Origin of the sequence: Streptomyces sp. NBC_00273 (genome assembly GCF_036178145.1) — a bacterium.
In the GTDB taxonomy this organism is placed as follows: Bacteria; Actinomycetota; Actinomycetes; order Streptomycetales; family Streptomycetaceae; genus Streptomyces.
The window spans coordinates 1,834,234-1,858,379 of record NZ_CP108067.1 but is presented as its reverse complement, the minus strand read 5'-3'; the positions used below and the strand labels follow the sequence as shown (position 1 = coordinate 1,858,379).

5 protein-coding genes and 1 pseudogene are annotated in these 24,146 nt (G+C 72.0%); 5 read left to right on the top strand and 1 reads right to left on the bottom strand.

The genetic code is table 11. From position 1 onward, the window contains the following. Nucleotides 1-563 precede the first annotated feature (563 nt). Entirely contained in the window at nt 564-1,622 is a 1,059-nt protein-coding gene (locus tag OG386_RS07880; RefSeq protein ID WP_328787443.1) for a magnesium and cobalt transport protein CorA, read from the top strand. Between the two features lie 50 nt (nt 1,623-1,672). Here OG386_RS07880 and OG386_RS07875 read toward each other — a convergent pair. Further along, nucleotides 1,673-2,102, bottom strand: a pseudogene (locus OG386_RS07875) (transposase); the annotation flags it as partial. 685 nt (nt 2,103-2,787) lie between these two features. Between OG386_RS07875 and OG386_RS07870 the strand changes: the two are divergent. The 4 genes from OG386_RS07870 (at nt 2,788) to OG386_RS07855 (ending at nt 24,113) form a co-directional block, all read left to right on the top strand. Beyond that, nucleotides 2,788-4,032: an NAD(P)/FAD-dependent oxidoreductase gene (locus tag OG386_RS07870; protein WP_328787442.1), complete on the top strand. Its 1,245-nt coding sequence runs from the start codon at nt 2,788-2,790 to the stop codon at nt 4,030-4,032. Nucleotides 4,033-4,468: 436 nt separating this feature from the next. Then, nucleotides 4,469-5,668 carry an aromatic ring-hydroxylating oxygenase subunit alpha gene (locus tag OG386_RS07865; protein ID WP_327381495.1) on the top strand — a complete coding sequence of 400 codons (1,200 nt, stop codon included), beginning with the start codon at nt 4,469-4,471 and terminating at the stop codon, nt 5,666-5,668. Further along, a complete protein-coding gene (locus OG386_RS07860) occupies nt 5,665-15,021 on the top strand; it encodes a polyketide synthase (RefSeq protein ID WP_328787441.1) in 9,357 nt (3,118 codons plus the stop codon). The genes OG386_RS07865 and OG386_RS07860 overlap by 4 nt, the downstream gene beginning before the upstream one ends. After that, nucleotides 15,018-24,113, top strand: coding sequence for an SDR family NAD(P)-dependent oxidoreductase (locus OG386_RS07855; RefSeq protein WP_328787440.1), 9,096 nt, complete (start codon nt 15,018-15,020; stop codon nt 24,111-24,113). The genes OG386_RS07860 and OG386_RS07855 overlap by 4 nt, the downstream gene beginning before the upstream one ends. Nucleotides 24,114-24,146: the final 33 nt, after the last annotated feature.

The following is a 24,146-nucleotide window of genomic DNA, read 5'->3' as shown; positions in this document are numbered from 1 at the left end:
CCCGCCGGGTGCAGCGGTGTCAACGCGGGGGAAAGGCCGGACGCAGAACAGCACGGCCTTCGCCGGTGCGAAGCAGGAGAGGTGGTCGGATCACCGCGGCCAGCAGGCGCAAGCGGTAGCCGTCGTCGCGGGAAGCGGTCCGGTAGATCACCGGCGGCGCGCAGAGCGAGACCCTGCCCGACGAGGTGGCACGCCGGGCCGACCAGATCGAGCTGGCCGTCCTGAGCGGTGCCCCGGAGGGAGACGCGCTGATCCGCCGCGCCGCCCGGGTCGCCGCCCGCATCCCCGGCAGCGCGCGGCCGGCGCTGCACGTCGTACCGAGACTCCTGAGGCGGCGGCCGGGGCGTCCTCCACCTTGCGGTTGCCGCACCCGAGCCCGCTGCGCGACCCGCTCGCATCCGCGTGACCAGCAAACTCGACCGGGGAGGGCAGTCACCGGGGCCGGCTGCGAGGACATCTCTGCCGAGTCGGAGGAGCATCTATAGCTGTGGGGCCTGTACGGCGCGCTGTGCCCCCGGCGGGCACGAGGCGGCGCACATCGGCCGGCCGTGAGGAGGAAGGCCATGATCGTCGACTGTGCACATTACCGCGACGGGCGTCGACAGCACGAGGGCGCGATGCCCTTGGAGCAGGCGGCCGCGCGCTGCAGGCAAGGCGGATTCGTCTGGCTGGGCGTCTTCGAACCGGGTCCCGAGGAACTGGACCGGGTCCGCGAGATCTTCGGACTGCACGAGCTCGCCGTCGAGGACGCCGCGGCCTTCCACCTGCGGCCGAAGGCCGAGCAGTACGAGGACGGTACCGAACTGATCATCCTGCGCACGGCCCGCTACGACGACGAGCGCGAGGAGATCGACACCGGCGAGATCAGCATCTTCCTCGCAGACCAGTTCGTCATCACCGTCCGCCAGGGCATCGCGAGCGAGTTGCACGAAGCCCGCAGCCGGCTCGAAAGCCGCCCCGAACTGCTCAAGACCGGCAGCCCCTCCACGCTGTGGGCGATCCTCGACCAGGTCGTCGACAGCTATGCGCCCGTCGTCGGCGAGCTGGAGCGCGACATCGAGCAGATCGAGGCCACGGTGTTCTCCGGGGCGGTCGCCCCGACCGAACGGATCTACTCCCTGCGCCGCGAGGCCACCGACTTCTACCGGGCCGTACACCCGCTGCTCGCCGTGCTCACCAGGCGGCTGCAGCCCGGCAAGACGCCGCCCCCGCTCCAGCCGTACATGCGTGACGTGCACGACCACCTGCTGCTGGTCAATGAGGAGGTCGCCGCCCAGCGCGATCTCCTGACCACCGTCCTGGAAGCGAACATCGCGGTGATCTCCGTAGAGCAGAACAAGATCAACCTTCGGCAGAGCGCCACGATGGAAAGGCTCACGATCCTCGCGAGCGTGTTCCTCCCGCTGTCCTTCGTGGTCGGCTTCTTCGGGCAGAACTTCGCATGGCTGGTCACCCACATCAGCAGCTTCGCGGCGTTCCTCACCCTCACCGTCCTCGGGGTGCTCCTGCCGTGCCTGATGCTGTACGTCTGGCTACGCCGACGGCGAAGCCGGCCGACGCCGCCGATCCCCGAAGCGAACCACACCACGGGCTGGCACGCCCCGGCAGCCTCCGCGAAGTGAAGCTGGGGTTCTAGGCCGGCTGCTGACGGCGGAGCGCACGGCGTCGGGCCAGGTCGTTTCCTTCGGATCACCTGCCGACGGGCCGCGGGCCGCGGGCCGCGGATCCGGGCCATGACCTGCTCGAATGCGGGTGCATCACCAGCCTGCCCGGGCGTGATGGCGAATGCGAACGGGCGGCAGCGGCCGCCGGCGGCGAGGTGAATCTTGGTGGGCAGTTCGCCGTGGGACCGTCCGATGGCATGGTCGGCCGGCTCGCCGGCCGGGGCGCCACGACGGCCCCGGCGGCGTGCTGATGTGCTCGCACGATCGTGGAATCGACAGCGACGACCCACTCCAGGTCACCCTCGGCATCGGCCTGGGCGAGCAGAGCCGTGAACACCTTTGCCCGAGTGCCGTCCGCGGCCCAGACGTGCAGCTTGTCGTGGACACCTTCCGTGAGTCGAACGGCTCGGGCAGGTCCCTCCACGGCATCCCGGTCCGGCTGCAACGGCTCGATCCGCGCCCACTGGGCATCAGTCAACGACACGCATCAACCAGCGATCAGATGACCCTCCGGAAACGGCCTGGTTCTCGGTGCGGGCGGCGCAATCGTGATGGCCGGAGCGGACCGTGGCTCAGGACGCGGGGGAGCCGGCTGTGCGGCAGCGGGCGGGCGCCGATCGAGTGCGGCTTTGCGGACCCGAAGAACTAGTGGTTCTGCACACGCTCTGCATGAACACCGCTCACGTCACCTTGCGACTACCGGGGATATCGGTACGGGTGAATATCGCGATCTTCCGTGGACGGGTGATCGTCGGAAGGGCGGCCGGCTCGGTCTGCTGGACTTTATTCAAACACCGCTCATACGAGGTACGTTAGTTCAATATTAAAGAACTTCTCCCTATGCGATTGGTTGAACATTTCACCGCGACTGGCTCATTCTCGTCTCACTCGAGACGTGTGATGCATGGCACATTCTCGACCTTCAAAGCGGAGCAAAAAGGGGCATCTTGTGCAGCGGTCGGGCGGAATGGATCATTCGAGTGGCGAGAATCTAACATCCGGACATTACTAGATCATTACCGATGCTTGACCTCGATCTGTCGATGTTCATAGCCTTCGAATCGTGCTTGCGCCGCTGACCAACGGTGCGTCAGTACCTCAAACCAATTGACGGGTGGATCGTATGTACGACGTCATTGTTGTGGGCGGCCGCTGCGCCGGATCGCCGGTTGCGATGCTGCTGGCCCGACAGGGGCACCGGGTCCTCGTGGTGGACCGGGCCTCATTCCCCAGCGACACGGTGTCGACCCACTACATCCACCAGGCGGGGCTGCTGCGGCTCCAGGACTGGGGCCTGCTCGACGAGATCATCGCGGCCAAGACCCCGGCGCTTCGGAAGATGCACTACTCCTACCGGGGCATCGAACTCAACGGATTCGCCGATCCCGTGGACGGCATCGATGCCGTCTACTGCCCGCGCCGCACCGTGCTGGACGAGATCCTCGTCAACGCCGCCCGCCGGGCCGGCGCTGAGGTCATCGAAGGGTTCACGGTATCCGACCTCGTCTTCACCGACGGCCGCGTGACGGGTATCCGAGGACGCGAAGGGGACGGGCCGGAGCGGGAGTTCCGCGCCACCGTGGTCATCGGCGCCGACGGCTTCCACTCCACGGTCGCCAAGAAGGTCGGCGCGGAGCTGTACAACGTGCGCCCCGCGGCGGGCTTCATCTACTACTCGTACTACAGCGGGCTCGACGACTGGGGCCTGCACCACAAGACCGGCTTCAACGAGAAGTGGTTCGGCACCTGGCCGACGAACGACGGCGTGAACATGTTGGCCGTCATTTGCACGCGGCGCCAGCTCAAGGAGTTCCGCCAGGACGTCGAGGCCGGCTTCCAGGGCGTGTTCGACGACGTGTCCCCGGAGATGGGCGCGCAGCTGCGCGACCAGGGCAGGCGCGAAGAGGACTTCAGGCCCATGCGCTACCCGGACAACTACTACCGCCGCGCGTACGGTCCCGGCTGGGCGCTGGTCGGCGACGCCGGCTACCACAAGGACCCCTACACCGGGTGGGGCATCACCGACGGCTTCCTGCACGGCGAGCTCCTCGCCGAGCGCGTTCACCAGGGCCTGACCGGCGAGCGGCCGATGGACGAGGCGCTGGCCGAGTACAACAAGTTGCGCGACGAGGAGAGCGCAGGCGTCTACGACTTCACGACGACGCTCGGCGAACTCACCGAACTCCCGCCGTTCTTCCGGGCGACGATGGATGCGATGGGCAAGACGCAGGAGTGGACCAACAAGATGCTCGGCCTGATCGGCGGAGTCGTCCCGGACTACGAGATCTACGCGCCGGACGCCCTTGAGCAGCTCTACGACGCAGCCGGCACGCCGCAGGCGGAGCGGATCTACGACCCGGCCGGCTGACGACCTTCCCAGGCCTTCCCCGACCTTCCCCTGGCCTTCCCAGGCCGTCCCCGCATCCGTCCCGACCAGGGCACGCATGCCAAGCGCCGTGCGTCGAGCGTGCCGTTACCGCCGCTCGCGCCGGTGCTTCGGGCCACCCTCGCACAAGCAGCCGTGCGTGCCCCGGTGACCTCCGCTTCCTTCCAAGACGGTCGGCTCGTCCGCCGGTACTCCCGGCAGCGGCCCGCCCGTTCGCCGGCCACGCTCCCCGTGTGCCCCTCGGCCGTGCCCGCAGCGCCCCACCCGGCCGGCCCCGCACCACTTCTCACCCATCACCGTTCAGTCACCATGCCGTCCCGCCGTGCGCGGGGCTCGGTGCGGCCCTCTCCCAGGCCCCGGTCCCATGGCATTCCGGCACTGCATCCCATGCCCTTTACCCGCTGAGGGAGCCCAGCAGATGACGCGTGCGTCCAGCATGTTCGATCTCATCAGTGACCAGGACGAGGAAAGGCCCTACTTCGAAACAGGCGGCATCGGCAGGTCGCACGAGTTCTACACCGGCGAGGAGCAGTACCGGCGGGAGATGTCCCGCATCTACGGCCGGCGCTGGCTCCCGGTGGACCACGTCTCCCGACTCAAGGAGAAGGGTGCCTACAGCACCCTGAACATCGGCACCGGTTCCGTCCTCATCATCCACGGGGACGACGGGATCCAGGCGTACCACAACTACTGCCGGCACCGCGGCTACAAGCTCGTGGAGGAGGCCACCGGCAAGCGGCAGAGCCTGGTCTGCCTCTACCACTGCTGGGTGTACGACCGCAACGGCAAGCTCAAGAGCCTCAACGGCACCTACCTGGACCACTTCTTCGAGAAGGAGAAGAACGGTCTGCTGCCGGTGCGCACCGAGGTCCGCTTCGGGGTCGTGTTCATCGCCCTGTCCGACGACGCGCCCGACCTCGACGCCTCGCTCGGCGAGTTCGGCGAGTTCGCGAAGGTCTACGAGCTCGCCGACCTGGAGTGCGTCGAGGCGAAGGACTACCCGGTCGCCTCGAACTGGAAGCTCGTCGCGCACAACGTCAACGAGAGCCTGCACTTCCCGACCGCCCACAAGGACCTGCACCGCATCACCGACTTCGACGACGCGGGCACCTACGACCTCAAGGGCGACATCGTCGGGGCGTGGCAGTCGATCCGCAGCGGCTACAACTCCGTTTCCATGACGGGGCGCAGCGGCCGGACGCCCATGCAGCTGGTCCCCGAAGGAGACCAGCTGAAGATCAACTGGATCACCATCCTGCCCAACCTCCTGTTCGGGTTCACGGCCGACTACGTGATGATGCAGTGGGTCTGGCCCGAGAGCCCCGGCACCTGCTTCGTCCGGCACTTCTGGCTCTTCCACCCCTCCGAGACCGCCAAGAGCGACTTCTCCCACGAGGCCGTGTTCGCGCTGTGGGACAAGGCGAACTACGAGGACTGGGAGATGTGCGAGCGGACGCACCGCGGCCTGTCAAACCCCCTGTGGACGCCCGGGCAGCTCTCGCTCGACGAGGAGGTCGTCTCCCAGATCGACTCCTGGGTCGCCCGCGAGTGCGCCGAAGCCCCGGACACCGCCGTGCAGGGCGAGGACGCCGCCGAGCCCGGAAAGGCCGCGGAGTGAGCGCGATAACCAACTGCTACATCATCGGCGGCACCCGGGTCCTCACCCAGTGCGCCGCACGGCTCCTCGACGCCGGCGTGCGGATCGAGGGAATCCTCAGCGACGACCCCGCCGCAACGGCATGGGCCGGCTCCCACGAGGTCCCGGTGCTCGACCCGCACGGCGACCTGGCGGAGATCCTCTCGGCACGGTCGTTCGACTACCTCTTCAGCATGGTCAACTTCCGGATCCTGCCCGCCCCGGTCCTCGACCTGCCGAAGATCGCCGCGATCAACTTCCACGACGGGCCGCTGCCCCGCTACTCAGGCAGCCACGTCCCTGCCTGGGCCCTGTACGAAGGCGCGACCCGGCACGCGGCCACCTGGCACCGGATGACGGAAGCCGTGGACGCCGGCAGCGTGTTGCTGGAGCGCTGGTTCCCGGTCCGCGACCACTCCACCGCCCTGTCACTGACGTACGAGACGGCCGAGGTGGGCATAGAGCTCTTCGCCGATCTCGTCCCGCACGTGGTGGCGCGCACCCTGCCCGAGCCGCTCGACACGGGCGACCGCGAGCGGCGGTTCTACCGGCGGTCCGACCGCATGGCATCCGGCGGCATCATCCACGCCGGCACGCCCGCCGCCGAGGCCGTGCGACTCTCCAAGGCCCTGGACTACGGCTCCTTCCCGAACCCGCTCGGGGTGCCGACCCTCGTCACCGAACAGGGCGCGGTCTTCACGCGGCAGGTCAGGTTGATCCCGCGCGACGACACCCGTACCGGGACCACCGTGCTGTCCGTGACCACGTCCGCCATCACCCTGGCCGCCCCGGACGCCGACCTCGTGCTGAGCGACTGCACCGCCGTCGACGGGAGCGCGCTGAGCGGCCAGGCGGCCGCGCAGCGGCTCGGCATCGCCCCGGGGGCGCCGCTGCCGGCGGCCTCGGCGGAGCGGCTGGCGGACATCGCCGCCGCCCAGAAGGCGCTGCGGCCCCACGAACCGTGGTGGCGCGCACGGCTGGAGCAGCTGCGCCCGGCCCCGCTGCCCGCCGACGACTTCTCCGCCGCCGCGGCCCATTACGGCCGCTACGAACTGGCCTTCACCCCCGCCTCGCGGGAGGAGGCGGTCGCGGTCGTCCGCGCCTTCCTCACCGTCGTCGCCGAGCGCACCGGCGAGCACGTCTTCGACTTCGCCTGGTCGCCCTCGGCCGCGCGGGTCCTCGCGGAGCGGACCCACGGCATCGCCGCCGCACGCTTCCCCGTACGGTTCGAGAGCGACACCACCCGGTCCCTGCAGGACAAGCTGGACGAGGCGGCGGCCCACCAGGGCTACGCCGGCGACCTCGAACTCCGGCTCGGCCTGGCCGGGCGGCCGCTCGGCTCCGACGAGCCGAGCTTCACCCGCGTCATGGTGCTGGACCGCAGCGCGGGAGAAGAGGCGTCCGCCGAACCGCACACCGAGATCGCGCTGCTGTGCCTGCAGGACGGTCCGCCCACGATCTTCGTCCGGGAGACCGCGATGGGCGAGGACGAGGCACTGGACTTCACCGAGCAGGTCGAGGACCTGGTCCTGACCGCACTGCTCCATGGCGACGAGCCCCACCCCGTTCCCCACCCCGAGCCCCACCCCGAGCCCCACCCCGTTCCCCACCCCGAGCCCCACCCCGGGGTACGGCCCGAGGCGCAGCCCGCCGAACCGCTCGCGGCACAGCCGGACGGCTCTGCCGCCCCGTCGGAGGCCGGAACGGTACTGGACCTGTTCGCGGCCACGGTGGCCGACCGGCCCGGAGCCACCGCTGTCCGCAGCGGCGCCCGCACGCTGGACTACGCCGGCTTGGACGCCTGGGCCGACGCCGTCGCCGCACGCCTGCACGACGAGGGCATCGAGTCCGGTTCGGTGGTCGGCGTCCTCATGGAGCGGGACATCGCGCTGCTCCCGGTCATGCTCGGAATCCTGCGCGCAGGTGCGGCCTTCCTGCCGCTGGACCCCGGGTATCCCGTGGAGCGGCTCCAGCGGTACGTGGAGGTCTCGCAGTGCGACCTCATCGTCACCGACGACCGCACCCACGCCCTGGGTGCCTCCCTGGGCCCCGCGCGGCGCGTGCCCGGGGCGGACGGCTCGGCACAGGCCGTGCCGCCGCAGGTCACCGCCGGCGACCTGGCCTACCTCCTCTTCACCAGCGGCTCGACCGGCAACCCGAAGGGCGTGGAGGTCGAGCACGGGGCGCTGGCCAACTTCCTCACCGGCATCGGCGAACGCCTGGGAGCGTCGCCCGGCGACACCGTGCTCGCGCACACCACCGTGGCCTTCGACATCTCCCTGCTGGAGCTCTTCCTCCCGCTCACGGTCGGCGCGACCGTGGTCCTGGCCTCCCGGGAGGCGGCAGGAGACCCGTACCGCCTGGCCGAACTCACGAACGACGTGACCATGGCTCAGGCGACGCCGAGCCTGTGGCGCCTGCTGCTGGGCACCGGTTGGACCCCGAAAGCGGAGCTCACCGTCCTCTCCGGCGGCGAGGCCCTGCCGCCGGCTACCGCCGAGCGCCTGCACGCGCCGGCCCGTGCCCTGTGGAACCTGTACGGCCCGACCGAGGCGACGATCTGGACCTCGTGCCACCGGGTCACCTCGGTGGGCTCCTTCCTGCCGCTGGGCGAACCCCTGCCGAACACGGAACTCCACGTCCTGAACGGGGAGCTGCAGCCGTGCGCGGCCGGAACGACCGGCGAGCTGTACCTCTCCGGCACCGGACTCGCCCGCGGCTACGCCGGTCGGCCGGACCTGACGAACGACGTCTTCACCGTCCACCCCGTGACCGGCGTGCGGCTCTACCGGACCGGCGACGAGGTACGTCTGCACGCGGACGGCGCGATCGAGTGGCTCGGCCGCACCGACGCCCAGGTGAAGGTGCGCGGCCACCGCATCGAGCCCGCGGAGATCGAGCGGGTGCTGGAGAAGTTCGACGGCATCACCGCCGCCGTGGTCGTCGCGGCGCGGTTCGAGGGACGCGGCGAACCGAGGTTGACCGCCTACCTGGTGGGCGACGGTACGCCGACGAAGTCCCGGCTCGACGCGTTCGTCGGCAGCTGCCTGCCCGGCTACATGGTGCCCGACACCTACGTCGACCTCGATGCCGTCCCGCTGACGGACAACGGCAAGGTGGCGCGCGCCCGGCTGCCGCTGCCGACACGTGACACCATCATCCCCGCCGCCGGGTCCGCCGGGTCTGCCGCGACACCGGTGGAGTCCGGGGAAGCCGCGGAACCGGAGGCGACCGGTGTGACGGCGGAAGCGCTCGCGGAGTCGATCGCCGGGGTGTTCGCGGCCACGCTGGGCCACCCCGCCTTCGACGTGCACGCCAACTTCTTCGACCTGGGCGGCGACTCGGTCAACGTCACGTCCGCCGCCGTCCGGCTCAGCCGTGAGCTGGGCGCCGAGATCACCGCCCCCTCGATCTTCGCCTCCGGTACCCCGGTGAAGCTGGCCCGGCTGCTGGGCGCGGAGGGAGTGGTAGGGCTGCTGGCCAGCCCGGACGCCGAGGGCGCCGCCGTGACCGTACGGGAGGAGCCGCCGGAGCCTGCGCCCGTCCTGACCCCGCCGGTGGCGACCGCACCGGTGGCGACCGAGTCCGTGACCGCACAGGTGGTGACCGCCCCGGCGGTACCGACCCGCGCGACGTCCGTGCCGGCGGAGCCCGCCCGGCCGGTCGCCGACGACGGCGCCCTGGCCGTCATCGGCATGGCGTGCCGGTTCCCCGGAGCCGCCACACCGGACGAGTTCTGGCAGAACCTCGTCGACGGCGTGTCCAGCGTCGGACACGCCCCGGACGGCAAGCGCGGCTGGGCCCACCTGTGGTCCGAGGCCGGCGCCGACGACGTACGGATGGGCTGGGTGGACGGTGTCGAGTACTTCGACGCCGCCCGCTTCGGACTCAGCGACCGCGAGGCCCGCCGCATGGACCCCCTGCAGCGGATCCTGCTCAGCGTGACGGCGGAGGCCCTGGAGAGCTGCGGCCACGACCACACCTCCCTCGGTGCCGCCACCGGCGTCTTCGTCGGCGCCATCGCGAGCGACTTCCCGGAGATCGTGGCCCGGAGCATCGGGTACGGCGACCCGCACGTGGCGACGGGCACCGCCCCCTCCATGGTCGCCAACCGCCTGTCGCACGTCTTCGACTGGTCGGGTCCGAGCTTCGCCGTCGACACGGCCTGCTCCTCCTCCCTCGTCGCCCTGCACCAGGCGGCCATGCACCTGCGGGCGGGCGAGGTGGACGCCGCCGTGGTCGGGGCCGCGAACCTGGTCCTCACCCCGGCCAAGACGCGCTCCTTCGTCCGCAACGGGATGCTGTCCCCACAGGGGACGTGCCGTGCCTTCGACGACGGGGCCGACGGCTACGTACGGGGAGAGGGCGCGGGCGCCGTCATCCTCAAGCGCCTCGCCGACGCCGAACGCGACGGCGATCCCGTCCTCGCCGTGATCCGCGGCACCGCCGTCAACCACACCGGGGGCAGCGCCGGCTTCCTCACGGCACCCAGCAGGCCGGCTCAGGAAGCCGTGCTGCGCAGGGCACTGGCCGGGTCCGGGCGCACCGCGGCCGACATCGGTTACATCGAGGCGCACGGCACCGGCACCCAGCTCGGCGACCTCATCGAACTCGAAGCCCTGCAGGCCGTCTTGGGCGAGCCGGGCGGACGGCAACCGGTCGCCCTGGGCTCGGTGAAGACCAACATCGGCCACCTGGAACCCGCCGCGGGCATCGCCGGACTGATCAAGACGATCCTGTTGCTCCAAGCGGGACACATCCCGCCGTCGTTGAACTTCAGCACCCCGAACAGGTCCTTCGACTTCGACGGCTCGCCCCTGTTCGTGGCGGACCGGCTGCAGCCGTGGGGCAGTGGCCCGCGCGTCGCGGGAATCAGCAGCTTCGGCTTCGGCGGCACGAACGCCCACGCGGTGGTCGAGGCCGGCCCGGCCACGACGGCGGAGGACGATGGGCCCGGTCCGCGGTTGCTGATCCTCTCCGCGGGATCGGACGATGCGCTGCACACGCTGGCCCACCGGCTCGTGCTGATGCTGCGCTCCCCCTACTGCCCGTCCCTGCACGCGCTGAGCGAGGCGAGCCTGCAGCGCCCGGCCGGGGCACACCGGCTGGCGTGCGTGGCGGACAGCGTGGAGCAGCTCGAGGACAAGCTGCAACTGTTCCTGGCCGGGGTCGGGGACACCCGCTCCCTCCACGCGGGGGTGGCGTCCCGGGCGGCGCGTACCCATGACGGGCCCGTCGGGGCCGGAGCGAGCCGCGAGACGCTCGACGCGGCGGCCCGCGCGTTCGTCGTCGGTTCCGACCTGCCCGCCGGGCCGCGACGCCGGTCGGGGGTGCGCTTCCCGACCAGGCCGCACGCCGAGAAGTACCTGTGGCTGGAGCCCGCCGAACAGCCGAACGCGACCGTGCAGGAGGCCGTGCCCGGCCGTACGAGGAACACGTGGACGGAGCACCCGGAGGCAGCCGAGCACCTGGTCCTCGGCAAGCCGACGCTGCCCGGCGCCGGATATCCCGGCAAGGTCGCCGAGCTCCTCGGCCGCAACCGGTTCGGCCTGCGGGACCTCACCTTCCGGGCGGCCGTCGAGGCCCCCGCGACCCTCACGGCCGAGCGCGACGACGACGCGGTCGCCTTCCGCGACGGCACCGGAGCCCTGGTTGCCAACACCGAGGTGACCGCGCCCGAGCAGCCGTCACTCGCTGCTCCGGCCACCGCCGACGGCTTCACCCCCGTTGCGCTCGACGCGATGTACGACGCCTTCGAGCGTGCCGGGCTCAGCTACGGCGCGGGTTTTCGGACCGTGGCCGCGCTCTCCGTGGCGCCCGGGCAGGCCACCGGTGTGCTGCGCGGCGCCGGGCAGACCGTTGGCGCCGTGGACGCCCGGCTCCTCGACGGCGCCTTCCAGATCGCGCTCGCCGCGTGCGGCGCGCAGGGACTGTACGTTCCCTTCACCGTCGAGCGGCTCACCGTCCTCGGCCGGCTTCCCGACAACGCCAGGGTGTACGCCCGGCGCGACCGGGACACCGGGCCGGACTCCGGTCTTCTGACCGCGAGCCTGGTGGTCCTCGACGGCGACGAACCCGTACTGGAGGCCCGCGGGATCACCTGGAAGCGGCTCTCCCCCGCACCGTCGTCGGGAGGGGCGGGAGGCGGCGCGCGCAACGGCCACCGGCCCGCGCCGGCGCCCGTTCCGGCCCAGGTTCCGGTCACCGGTCCGGTTTCCAACGGCCACCGTCCCGTGCCGGCCCCCGGCCGCCCGGGAGCCGGCGGTCTCGACGCGGCGCTGGCCCGGTGGGTGGCGGACGCCCTGGAACTGGACGTCGACGAACTGGAAACAGACCGTCCGCTGCAGGAGCAGGGGCTCGACTCGATGCTCGCGGTCTCGCTGGCCCAGGACATCCGGGCCAAGCTGGACGTGGACGTCCCCGTGACGCTGGTCCTGGAGGTCGGCACGGTCGACCGGCTGGCCGCCGAGTTGAGGGACGAGTACGGAGTCACCGCGGCACCCGCCGACGCGGGCCTTCCGGTCGCGGACGGTGTTCCGCAGACGACCCGGCCCGAAGAGCGTGCGGAGCCGGTTCCGGTCCCCGTTCCGGTTCCGGTCCCGCAGCCGATCCGGCCCCTGGTGCCGACGGTCGAGCAGCCCGGCGCCCCGGTGTCCGGTGATGCGGATCTGCACGACATCGCCGTCATCGGCTTCGACGGGGTGTTCCCGAACGCCGAGAGTCCCGAGGAGTTGTGGCGGGTTCTGGTGGAGGGCGAGGACTGCCTGAGCGAGGTGCCCGCATCCCGCTGGGACATCGACTCGTACTACGGGACGGACGGCAAGCCCGGCACCGTCTACCTCAGGCGCGCCGGCTTCGTCGAAGGACTGACCGACTTCGACGCGGGGTTCTTCCGGCTGTCACCCGCAGAAGCGGAGTGGATCGACCCCCAGCAGCGCCACCTCGTCCAGTCCGCCTGGCGGGCCCTGGAGGACGCCGGCCTGGCGGGTACGACCCAGCGGTCGACCGGCGTGTTCGTGGGCGCCAGCTACCAGCACTACCGCGACATGGTCGTCGGGGACGTCGTACAGACGGCGGCGGGCCTGGGCAACCACAACGCGATCCTGGCCAACCGGGTGAGTTACTTCCTGGACCTGCACGGGCCGAGCATGACGATCGACACGTTGTGCTCGTCGTCGCTGGTCGCCCTGCACACGGCGGTGCGCAGCATCCGCAACGGCGAGTGCGAGCAGGCCGTCGTGGCCGGCGTGCACCTGGCCATGTCACCGCAGTACTTCCAACTGGGCTCGCGCCTGCGCTCGTTCTCCCCGTCCAGTGCCCTGCGGCCGTTCGATGCGGGGGCTGATGGTTTCGTGCCGGGTGAGGGTGTGGTGACGGTGGTGGTGAAGCCGCTCCGGGCTGCGCTGCGGGATGGTGATCGGGTCCGGGGTGTGATCAAGGGGAGTGCGGTCAATCACGGTGGTCGTACGAGTGGGTTGACGGTTCCGAGCAGTGCGGCGCAGCAGGAGGTGATTTCTGCGGCGTTGCGGGATGCGGGGGTGTCTGCGGAGTCGATCGGTTTGGTGGAGGCGCATGGGACGGGGACGGGTCTGGGTGATCCGATTGAGATCGAGGGTTTGACGCGTGCGTGGCGTGGGGTGACGGAGCGGTCGCAGTTTTGTGCGGTGGGTTCGTTGAAGGGGAACGTCGGTCATTTGGAGCCTGCTGCGGGTTTGGCGGGTTTGGTGAAGGTGTTGTTGGCGATGGAGCACGGGGTGGTTCCGCCGTCGTTGCACGTGGTGCGGCCGAATGATCACATTCGGTTCGAGGAGACGCCGTTCTATTTGGCGGATCGTGCGGTGGAGTGGCCGCGGAACGGTGGGCCTAGGCGGGCTGCGGTGAGTGCGTTCGGCATGGGTGGGGTGAACGCCCATGTGATCGTCGAGGAGCCTCCTGTCCTGCCGGTGCGGGGAGTACCGGCCCAGGATTCGCACGTGGTGCGGGTCAGCGCTGCCGACGAAGCGGCGCTGCGTTCCCTGGCCGGCGCGTACGCGCAGGGGCTGGCCGGGGTGGCGGGGGACGCACTGGGTGATTTCGCGTTCACGGCGAACACCGGCCGAGCCGGGCATCGTTTCCGTGCGGTGGTGCACGGTGGTGACGCCCTTGAACTGGCTGCCGGTCTGAAGGACATTGCGGTCGGCCGGGCTCCTGTGTCCCGGAAGGGCGGCGCGACTGCTCCGACGGTGTTCATGTTCACGGGTCAGGGTTCGCAGTATGCGGGGATGGGCCGTGGTCTGTATGTGACGGAGCCGGTGTTCCGGGCTGCGTTGGACGAGTGTGCCGAGCTGTTGGTGCCGCATCTTGATGTGCCGTTGTTGGATGTGTTGTTCGGTGATGTGGCGGGCCGGTTGGACCGGACGCGGTATGCGCAGGTGGGGATCGTTTCGGTCCAGGTGGGTTTGGTGCGCTGGCTGGAGTCGGTCGGGGTTCGTGCGGATGCGGTGGTGGGTCACAGTCTGGGTGAGCTGACGGCTGCGTGGGCGGCCGGTGTGCTGGGGCTGGCGGATCTGCTGCGGTTGACCGCGGTCCGGGGTCAGTTGATGGAGTCGCAGCCGGGCGAGGGTGCGATGGCCGTGGTCCATGCGGATGCCGAGGCGGTGTTGTTGGCTCTGACTGCCCATCCGGGTGTGGAGGTCGCGGCGTTCAATGCGCCGCGCGTGGTGACGGTGACGGGGCCGGAGGGTGCGGTGGCCGGGTTCCGCGCGGGTTCGGGGTTGCGGACGCAGCCGCTGGTGGTCAGCCATGCGTTCCATTCGGCTGCGATGGAGGGTGCGGTCGTGCCGTTCACGGAGGCGGTGGCCGGGACGGCGCTCGCGGCTCCGGCGGTGGCGTTCGCGTCGTCGGTCTCGGGCGGGTGGCATTCGGCCGAGTCGGTGATGGATCCCGGGTATTGGGGTCGGGCGATTCGCGAGCCGGTGCGTTTCAGCGAGGCGGTCGCGGCACTCGGCGGATTGGGTGCGGGGGTGGTGTGGGAGATCGGTTCCCATCCGCAGTTGACGTCGTTGGCGCGGGCTTCGTGGGGCGAGTCGCATCCGGTGTGGTTGAGCACCCTGCGGCGGGACCGCGCGGATCAGACCGAGTTGCACGCGGCGGTGGCCGCGTACGTGAACCAGACGCCTGCTGATCTGGACTGGGCCGGTCTGCACCGGGGCAAGGGCCAGCGGACCGTCACCATCCCCACCTACCCCTTCAAGCGACAGGGGCTGACCGCGCCCCCGGCCCGCCGCACCACGGCGCCTGCCGTCAGCCACCCGCTGTTCGACCGTCACTACGAGCACCAGAGCGAGGGACAGTGACGAACCCGGCCGAAACCTACGAGAAGACGTTCACGGGCCAGGAGCCCTTCATCGCCCAGCACCGCTCCGCGGGCACCGGGCTGCTGCCCGCCGCGGTCCAGCTGGAAATGGCGATGGTGGGAGTCGCCCAGCGCCGGCCGTTCACTCCGCTGGAGCTCACCGATGTGACGTTCCTGCGCCCCCTCACCATCAGTGACCACGGTGCGGCTCCGATCCGGCTCGACGTGGCCTTCGGACCCCGGACCCGCTTCGAGCTGAGCACCGTCGTGGCCGGCGACCGCAAGCCGTTGTCCACCGGCACCGGCCGGCTGCTCCCGGGCGACGTCCAGGACCCGCCCGCCGGTACCGGCTGGCAGGTGACCGGTACCCGGGCCATCACCTCGGAGCGGCTGTACGACAGCTGGGCACGCGAGGGCCTCCAGTACGGGCCCGACTTCCGCACCGTCTGGGACCTCTCCGTCGGAGACGACGGCATGGCCAGGGCAACGCTGCGCTCCGATGCCGAGCCCATGCCCTGGTACGCCCATCCACTTCTGGTGGACGGGGTGTTCCAGGTCGTCAGCTGCGCGCTCCAGGACCTCACGGGACCGGACGGCCCCTACCCCATGCTGCCGATCGGCGTCGCCCGGCTCCGGGTCCTCACCGACCTCTCGGCGCTGTCGGCCGGTGCGACCGTCCTGGTGCGCCGCACCGGCGTCGACGGCGCGTACGCGACTGCCGACGCACTGCTGCTGGGGCCCTCGAACGAGATCGCGGCAGAGTTCGAGGGGCTACGCATGCGGCGTACGGACGCCGTGTCGCGGCCGGCCTCCGCTGCGGTTCCGCCGCGCGCGGCCGTGCTGCCCATCACCCGGATCGACTGGCGTCCCGCGTCGGCGGAGGACGTCCGGCCCGAGCCGGGGACCGGCACCTGGGTGCTGCTGCACAACGGCGGTACGGGCAGCCTGGGTGAGCGGGCCGCCCGGCAACTGCGTGCCGAGGGAGCCCGTGTGGTGGAGGTCGGCGTCGGCCCGTCCGGGCCGCAGGCGCACGGCCGCGATCAGCGGATGCTGGCGCAGCCGGACGAGGAGGCGTTCCGGCGGCTCTGGGAGGAGCTGGGGGACCCGGTCGCGGGTGTGGTGCACCTGTGGAACGCCGGCGACGCGGCCGACGGTGCCCAGGGGGAGGAGACGGAGCTCCGCCTCGGCCTCTACGGATGCCTGGCCGCCCTGCAGACCCTCGGCGAGCGGCAGCGCAAGTCCCGCTTCTTCGTGGTGACCCGGGACGGGCAGCCGATCGCGAGCGGGGACCGGCCGGTGCCCGCGCGGGCCGCCCTGTGGGGCTTCGTCCGCACCGCCGCCATCGAGTACCCGGGTCTCCGCCCGCGCCTCCTCGACATCGACCGGTCCTCCGACGACGGGCTCCGCGCACTCCTGGCGGAGCTCGGCGACGGCGAAGGCCCCACCGAGGTCGGCTACCGGCAGGGTGTCCGCCAGGCACCCGTCCGGGTGCGCGACCGGTCGGCACACGTCGCGCCCCGCCCCGGGCCGGGGCCCATCAGGAAGGGCGGCCGCTACCTCATCCTCGGCGGGCACGGCGGTCTGGGCCTGGAGGTCGCCGACAGGTTCGCACGGGACGGCGCCGGCGTCGTCGCGCTGGTCAGCCGCTCCGGAGCGGCAGCCGCCGACGAGGACCGGACGGCCGCGATCCGCGCACACGGATGCGAGGTCGTTTCCTACAGCGCGGACGTCACCACCCCCGGCGCCCTGGCGGCCGTGGTCGAACGCGCCCGTGCGGAGTTCGGCGACCTGCACGGCGTGGTCCACGCGGCCGGCACGCTCAAGGACGGGCTGATCCGCAGCGCCACGGCCGAGGACATCGCCGCGGTGATGCGGCCCAAGGTCGACGGGGTCCGCGAGCTGGCGGCCGCGGTGGCCGGTCAGGTCCTGGACTTCGCCGTGCTGTTCGCGTCGGTCTCCGGCACGTTCGGCAACCTCGGGCAGGGCGGGTACGCCGCGGCCAACGCCTACCTCGACGCCTTCGCGCAGGCGTACGGCTCGCCGTGGCTGAGCGTCGACTGGGGCCTGTGGGGCGAGGTGGGCATGGGTACGGCCGTCGCGGAGCAGTTGCGGCGGCGCGGTGTCCGGCCGCTCGGCACCGCGGAGGGCCTGGACGCGCTGATCGCGGTACTGGGGTCGGAGGAGGACCCCCGCCAGGTGGTCGTCGCCCACCCGGACGCCGGCGACGTGGTCATCGCGCTCGAGGACGAGGCCGCGGAGGCCGGAGCGCCTTCCGCGGTACGGGCCGAGGCTCGTGACGGCGTACGGGACGCGGCCGGTGAGACCGGTGAGACCGGTGAGACCGGGGAGAACGGTGAGACCGGCGCGGACGCCGGGGAACGCGTCGCGCACGCACTGGAGCGGTTCCTCGCCGAGCGGCTGGGCGTCGCCTCCTTCGACCGCGACACCCCGCTGTCGGACTACGGCATGAGCTCGATCATGAGCGTCGAGCTGTCGGAGGAACTGTCCCGCAGGTGGGGCATCCACCTCCCGGCGACGCTCTTCCTGGAGTACGGCGAGTTCGCCGAGCTGGTCCAAGCCCTGACGGACCGCTACGGCGCGGCCGTCGCGGTCGCGGCGCCGGAGACCGCCGAGCCCATCGAGCCCATCGAGCCCATCGAGCCCGAGTCTGCCGAGCCCGTCCGGTCCGGCGAGCCGCTCCCGGCCGCCTTCCCGGACCGCCCGCGTCCGATGCCGCGGCGGCAGACGGCAGCAGCCGGCCGTGACGCGGACGTCGCGATCGTCGCCGTCTCCGGTGACCTGCCGGGCGCGGCCGGCGGTGCGGCGGATCTGTGGACCCTGCTCCGCTCCGGCGGACACGCGTTCACCGAGGTCCCGGCCGAACGCTGGGACGTCGACGCCCACTTCGAGCCGCGCGGCCCACGTATGACGGGCACCTACTGCCGCACCGGCGCCTTCGTCTCCGGCGTCGACCGCTTCGACCCCAGCTTCTTCGGCATCTCGGTGCGCGAGGCCGAAGAGATGGACGTACAGCAGAAGCTGCTGCTGGAACACGCCTGGGCGGTGCGGGACGACAGCGGTCTCGCCGACCGCCGCGACATCGGCGTCTTCGTCGGCGCCACCTACACCCACCACCGCGACGCGCAGGGGCTGGAGACCGTCGGACCGCACACCGCGCTCGGCTCCATGAACGCGGTACTGGCCAACCGGATCTCGTACGCGCTGGACCTGACCGGCCCGTCGCAGACCGTCGACACCCTGTGCTCGTCGTCCCTCGTCGCCATCCAGCAGGCGGTCGCCGCGCTGCGCTCGGGCCACTGTGCCGCCGCCATCGTGGCGGCCTGCCAGGTCGGCCTGACTCCGTGGTACTACCGCAGCCTGAGCCAGCTCGGCGCGCTGTCCGAGACCCGGCCGCGGCCCTTCGACGAGCGGGCGGACGGCTTCCTCCCCGGCGAGGGCGCGCTGGCCGTGATGCTGAAGCCGCTGGCGGACGCTGAGCGGGACGGCGACCCGATCTGGGGCGTCATCCGCGGTACGGCCGTCAACCACGGGGGCCGCGGCAGCGCCCTGCCGGTGCCCCGCAGCGAAGCCCAGGCCGCGGTCGTCCGGGCGGCTCTGGACGACGCCGGACTGGCCCCGGCGGACATCTCCCTGATCGAGACGCACGGCACCGCGACCCGGCTCGGCGACCCGATCGAGATCGCCGCGCTGACCGAGGTGTTCGGCGGCGACCCGAACCGCACCGAGCCGTGCCACATCGGAACCGTGAAGGGCAACATCGGGCACCTGGAGCCAGCGGCCGGACTCGCCGGCCTGCTCAAGGTCCTCCTGAGCCTGCGGCACCGGGAGATCCCGCCCGTCGCGGGCTTCGAGACCGCCAGCAGCCACCTGGACCTGTCCGCCGGGCCGTTCGTGATCCCGGTCGAGCCCCGGCCGTGGCACTCGGACGGGCCGCGCAGGGCGGGGGTCAGCTCCTTCGGCATGGGCGGCACCAACGCGCACGTCGTCGTGGAGGAGTACGTCGGGGAACCCCCGTACGGGGAGTCCGGCGAGGACGCGCGGAAGTCCGCCGCCGTAGCGGACGAGCACCTGCTGGTCCTGTCCGCCCACACTCCGGACGCCCTGCTCCGGCGCATGGCGGACGTCCGCCCGCTGCTGCTGCCGGAGACCGCGGACGGCCTGAGCGCACTGTGCCGCTCCAGTGCCGTCGGACGCGACCACCGGGCCCACCGGATCGCGCTCCTGGGAACCACGGTCGACGAGCTCAGCACCGGACTGGCCCGGGCGCTGGGCCTGGCGGACCGGGCACCCGGCAGCGTCGTCCGTGGCGGATCGGTGCTGGAGAGCGCATCGACCGGCCTCAGCGGCCCGGCCTTCCGCTACGTCGGCGGCGGCACCGTCGACTGGGCCACGGTGTACCCCGGCCCGCCGGCGCGCCACCGTACCCTGCCGCCCTACCCCTTCGGGGCGCGACCCGAGACCGCCCCACCGGCCGTGCCGGACCCACCGGCCGCGCCGGCCGCCGAGGACGTGGCCGCGGCCGTACGGCGGCTCGCGCGCGCCCACCGGGTGCTGGGCGAGGACACCGTGCCCGGGGCGCTGCCCGTGGCCCTCGGCCTGCGGTCGAGCAGTGTCCTGAGCCGGATCGCCTTCACCGGCCGGGGGACCGGAACCGATTCCCTCACCAGCGACCTCGACGACCCCGTCCGCACCGGGCCGGCTGCCTTCCGGCATGCCGACCGGGTCATCGCCCGGCTCACCACCGCCGGCGCCCCGGCGGGCCCGGCGCCCGTCGCCGCGGACCTGGACGCCCTGCGGGACGGCCTCGACCGGACCTTGCAACCGGAGGGCCTCTACGCGTGGTTCGCCGCGAAGGGCATGGAGCTCACCGCCCCGCTGCGGTCCATCGCCGAGGTGCACTACGGGCCCGGCCGCGTACTCGCACGGATCGACGTCCCGGCCGGCAGCCCGCTGGAGGCCGAGGCGGTGGCGATCGACGCCGCCCTCCAGGTCATGGCCGTCCTCACGCTGGCGGACCCCGCAGCCCCGTCGGCCACGTACCTGCCGGTCTCCATCGGCCGGGTGACCCGTTGGGCGGATCCGGCCCGGGCGGTGTTCGTGCTGCTCGAAGGTGCCGAGCCCGGCAGCGACGGCACGCGGCGCGGCGACGCGACCCTGTTCGCCGCCGACGGCCGGGTGCTCGTCCGGCTCGACGGGGTCGAGTACCGCACGGTGACCGGGAACGACGGCCGCCCGTCCGCTCCCGGCCGCCGTACGCCGCAGGCCGCGGCGTCGGAGGCGGCGATCGTCGCGGTGGTGCGGAGCGTCCTCCACGACCCGGGCGTCACCGCGACCACCTCGTTGTCCGCCGCGGGTCTCGACTCCATGCTGGCGACGGCCATCGCGGCCGACGTCGAGGCGGAGTACGGGGTGCAGCTGAGCCCGACGGACGTCCTGGACGCCGCGGACTGCCGCACCCTCGCCGCGCACGTCGCCGAACTGGCGGCCGACGGAGTGTTCGCCCCGACCGCGGCCCGCGACGCAGCCCCTTACGCCGTTGCAGCCCCCGACGCCGTTGCAACCACCGCGGCCACCGAGGACACCGCGGCCGCCGAGGACATGGCCGTCATCGGCCTGGCCCTGGCGCTCCCCGGCGCCCCGGACCCGGAACGGCTGTGGTCGCTGCTCGCCGGCTCGGGCGAGGAGATCCGCCCGGCTCCGGCCCACCGCTGGGGCCCGTACACGGGCGGTCACGAGCCCGACGTGGGCGGATTCCTCGACAACGTGGAGGAGTTCGACGCCCGGTTCTTCGACTTCTTCCCCAAGCAGGCAGAGGTCCTCGACCCGCAGGCCCGCTGGTTGCTCCGCACCACCTGGGAGGCACTCGAGTCGGCCGGCCTGCCGCCGAGGCAGCTTTCCTCCTCCACCGGCGTGTTCGTGGGCGCCAGTTACCAGCACTACAAGGACTACAACATCGCGCCGGAACTGGACGCCCCCAGCGGCTTGGGCAACCACAACGCGTTCCTGGCCAACCGGGTGAGTTACTTCCTGGACCTGCACGGGCCGAGCATGACGATCGACACGTTGTGCTCGTCGTCGCTGGTCGCCCTGCACACGGCGGTGCGCAGCATCCGCAACGGCGAGTGCGAGCAGGCGATCGTCGCCGGAGTCCGGGTCGCCATGTCTCCGCTGCACTACGTGGCGATGCGGAACCTGCGCGCCCTGTCGCCTTCGGGTGCCTCCCGGCCGTTCGATGCGGGGGCTGATGGTTTCGTGCCGGGTGAGGGTGTGGTGACGGTGGTGGTGAAGCCGCTCCGGGCTGCGCTGCGGGATGGTGATCGGGTCCGGGGTGTGATCAAGGGGAGTGCGGTCAATCACGGTGGTCGTACGAGTGGGTTGACGGTTCCGAGCAGTGCGGCGCAGCAGGAGGTGATTTCTGCGGCGTTGCGGGATGCGGGGGTGTCTGCGGAGTCGATCGGTTTGGTGGAGGCGCATGGGACGGGGACGGGTCTGGGTGATCCGATTGAGATCGAGGGTTTGACGCGTGCGTGGCGTGGGGTGACGGAGCGGTCGCAGTTTTGTGCGGTGGGTTCGTTGAAGGGGAACGTCGGTCATTTGGAGCCTGCTGCGGGTTTGGCGGGTTTGGTGAAGGTGTTGTTGGCGATGGAGCACGGGGTGGTTCCGCCGTCGTTGCACGTGGTGCGGCCGAATGATCACATTCGGTTCGAGGAGACGCCGTTCTATTTGGCGGATCGTGCGGTGGAGTGGCCGCGGAACGGTGGGCCTAGGCGGGCTGCGGTGAGTGCGTTCGGCATGGGTGGGGTGAATGCTCATGTGATCGTCGAGGAGCCTCCTGTCCTGCCGGTGCGGGGAGTACCGGCCCAGGATTCGCACGTGGTGCGGGTCAGCGCTGCCGACGAAGCGGGACTGCGTTCCCTGGCCGGCGCGTACGCCGACCGGTTCGACGCGGTACGCGACGACTGGGAGACCGCCGACCTCTGCCACACCGCCAACACCGGCCGCTCCCCGCTGGAGTTCCAGACCGCGGTCCACGGACGGACGGCCGCCGAACTCGCCACCGCGCTGCGTTCCGTCGCCGCCGGTAGCATCCGGCCCGCCCGCGTCGACATCGACCTGACCGTCGAAGCGGCGGCCATCCGCACCGGGTCGGCCGCGGCGCCGCACCGGCCCGCCGGCGCCGCCGAGCTGGCCGGGGCCGGCTACGCGCACATCGACTGGCCCGCGCTCTCCACCACGGGTGCCCGGGCCACTGACCTCCCCACCTATCCGTTCGCGCGGGAGTCGTACTGGCACACCACCGACCCGGAGGTCGCCGCGCCCGGCCCGGCACCAGCTGTCGGCGCCGGGGCGGTACGCGTCGAGTGGCGCGTCCGGGAACCGGCACCGGTGCCCGCCACCGTCCCGGCCGCGGTACGCCTGGTCACCGCCGACCCCGAGATCGGGCACGCGCTGACGAAGACCCTCCGGGACCGGGGCGTGACCGTCGTCGAGTCCGGCCGGCAGGCGGACGCGGCCATCGTGATCGACGCCCCGGGCAGCCGCAACAGCCGCCCCCTCGACCTGAGCGGTTTCTGGGCCGAGTTGAGCGGCCTGATGACGACGCTGCCCGCGCACGGGACGCTGCTCTGGGCCGGATTCCACGACGCGGCCGTCCACCCCGACGAGCGCGGCAGCCTGCGCCCCGAACGGGCCGCCATGGCCATGGCCGTACGGGCCGCCGGGGCCGAGGGCCGCAAGCCCACCGCGATCGTCCACCTGGACCCGGCCGACCCGGTCGAGGTACTGGCCGACCGCCTCGCCGCCGAGTACGCCGCCCTGGGGGCCGGTACGGCCGCCGAGGCCGACGGCGGCACGGTCGTCGTCGCCCACCGGCGGGGCGTCCGGTACACGCCGCACCCCGTGCCCGCGCCGCCCGGCGCACCGTACGCCCTGCCCACCGACGGGTACTGCCTGGTCACCGGCGGACTGGGCGCCGTAGGACTGCGCCTGACCGAGCGGCTGATCGACCGGGGAGCCAAGCGCATCGGCATCATCGGCCGGTCGGTCGTCGACCCCGCCCACTCCGCCCCCCTGAGGGAACTGGCGGCGCGGGCCGAGGTCGAGTACGTGCCCTGCGACGTGTCCGACCCCGCGGCGCTCGCCGCGGTCGCCGGGCAGCTGGGCCGGCGCTGGGGAAGGCTGGTCGGCGTCGTGCACTCCTCCGGCGGGGTCAACCCCTTCGGGGCGATGCACCGCCGGCCGTGGAGCGACGCCGAGAAGGTGCTCGCCCCCAAGGTCCCCGGCTCGCTGAACGTCGTACGGCTGGCCAAGGAGGAGGGCGCCGACTTCGCCGTCCTGGTGTCCTCGATCGCCGGTACGCAGGCCTTGGCCGGCCGGGGGCTGGTCGACTACAGCCTCGCCAACGCCTACCAGCTGGCGCTCGCCGAGCGGGAGAGCGACGCCGTCACCACGGTGACGGCGCACGCGTGGCCCAACTGGACGGGCATCGGAATGAAGGCGGACGCGTCCTTCTCCGCAGCCCACTCGATCGGCGTCGAGCAAGCGCTGGACGCCTTCTTCGACCACCTGCGGTCGGGCGGCGCCGTGATCTTCCCGGGAAGCACCACCGCCTCCCCTGCGGAGGCCGTGGAGCCCGTCGCGTTCGTCGGGGCCGCGCCGGTGCAGACGCGGGCCGGGGCCCCCGTCGTTCCCGCACCGGTGCGTGCGGGGCACGACGGCGCGGGGATGCGCGCCCGGGTGCGGGACGCCTTCGTCCAGGTGCTGGGGGAGGACCCCGGCGAGCGCCCGCTGCCGGGGCTGGGGCTGGACTCCCTGGTGATCGCCGAGCTGACCACGGCACTCGAACAGCGCAGCGGCCTGACCGTTGATCCGTCGCTGCTGATGCGGGCACGCACGGCCGACGACGTCGCGGCCGGACTCGCCGCCCACGAGGCGCCGGCCGCGCATGAGGTGTCGGCCGTTCACGAGGCGCCGGCCCCCCACCGTCCGCCCACTCCCGACCACGACGACGTGCCCGCATCCGCTCTGAGCGCCCTGCTGCGTCCGCTGCTCCAGCGGGACGGGCAGCGGTGACCGGGCCGGGCGCGACCGGCGCGTCGAACGAAA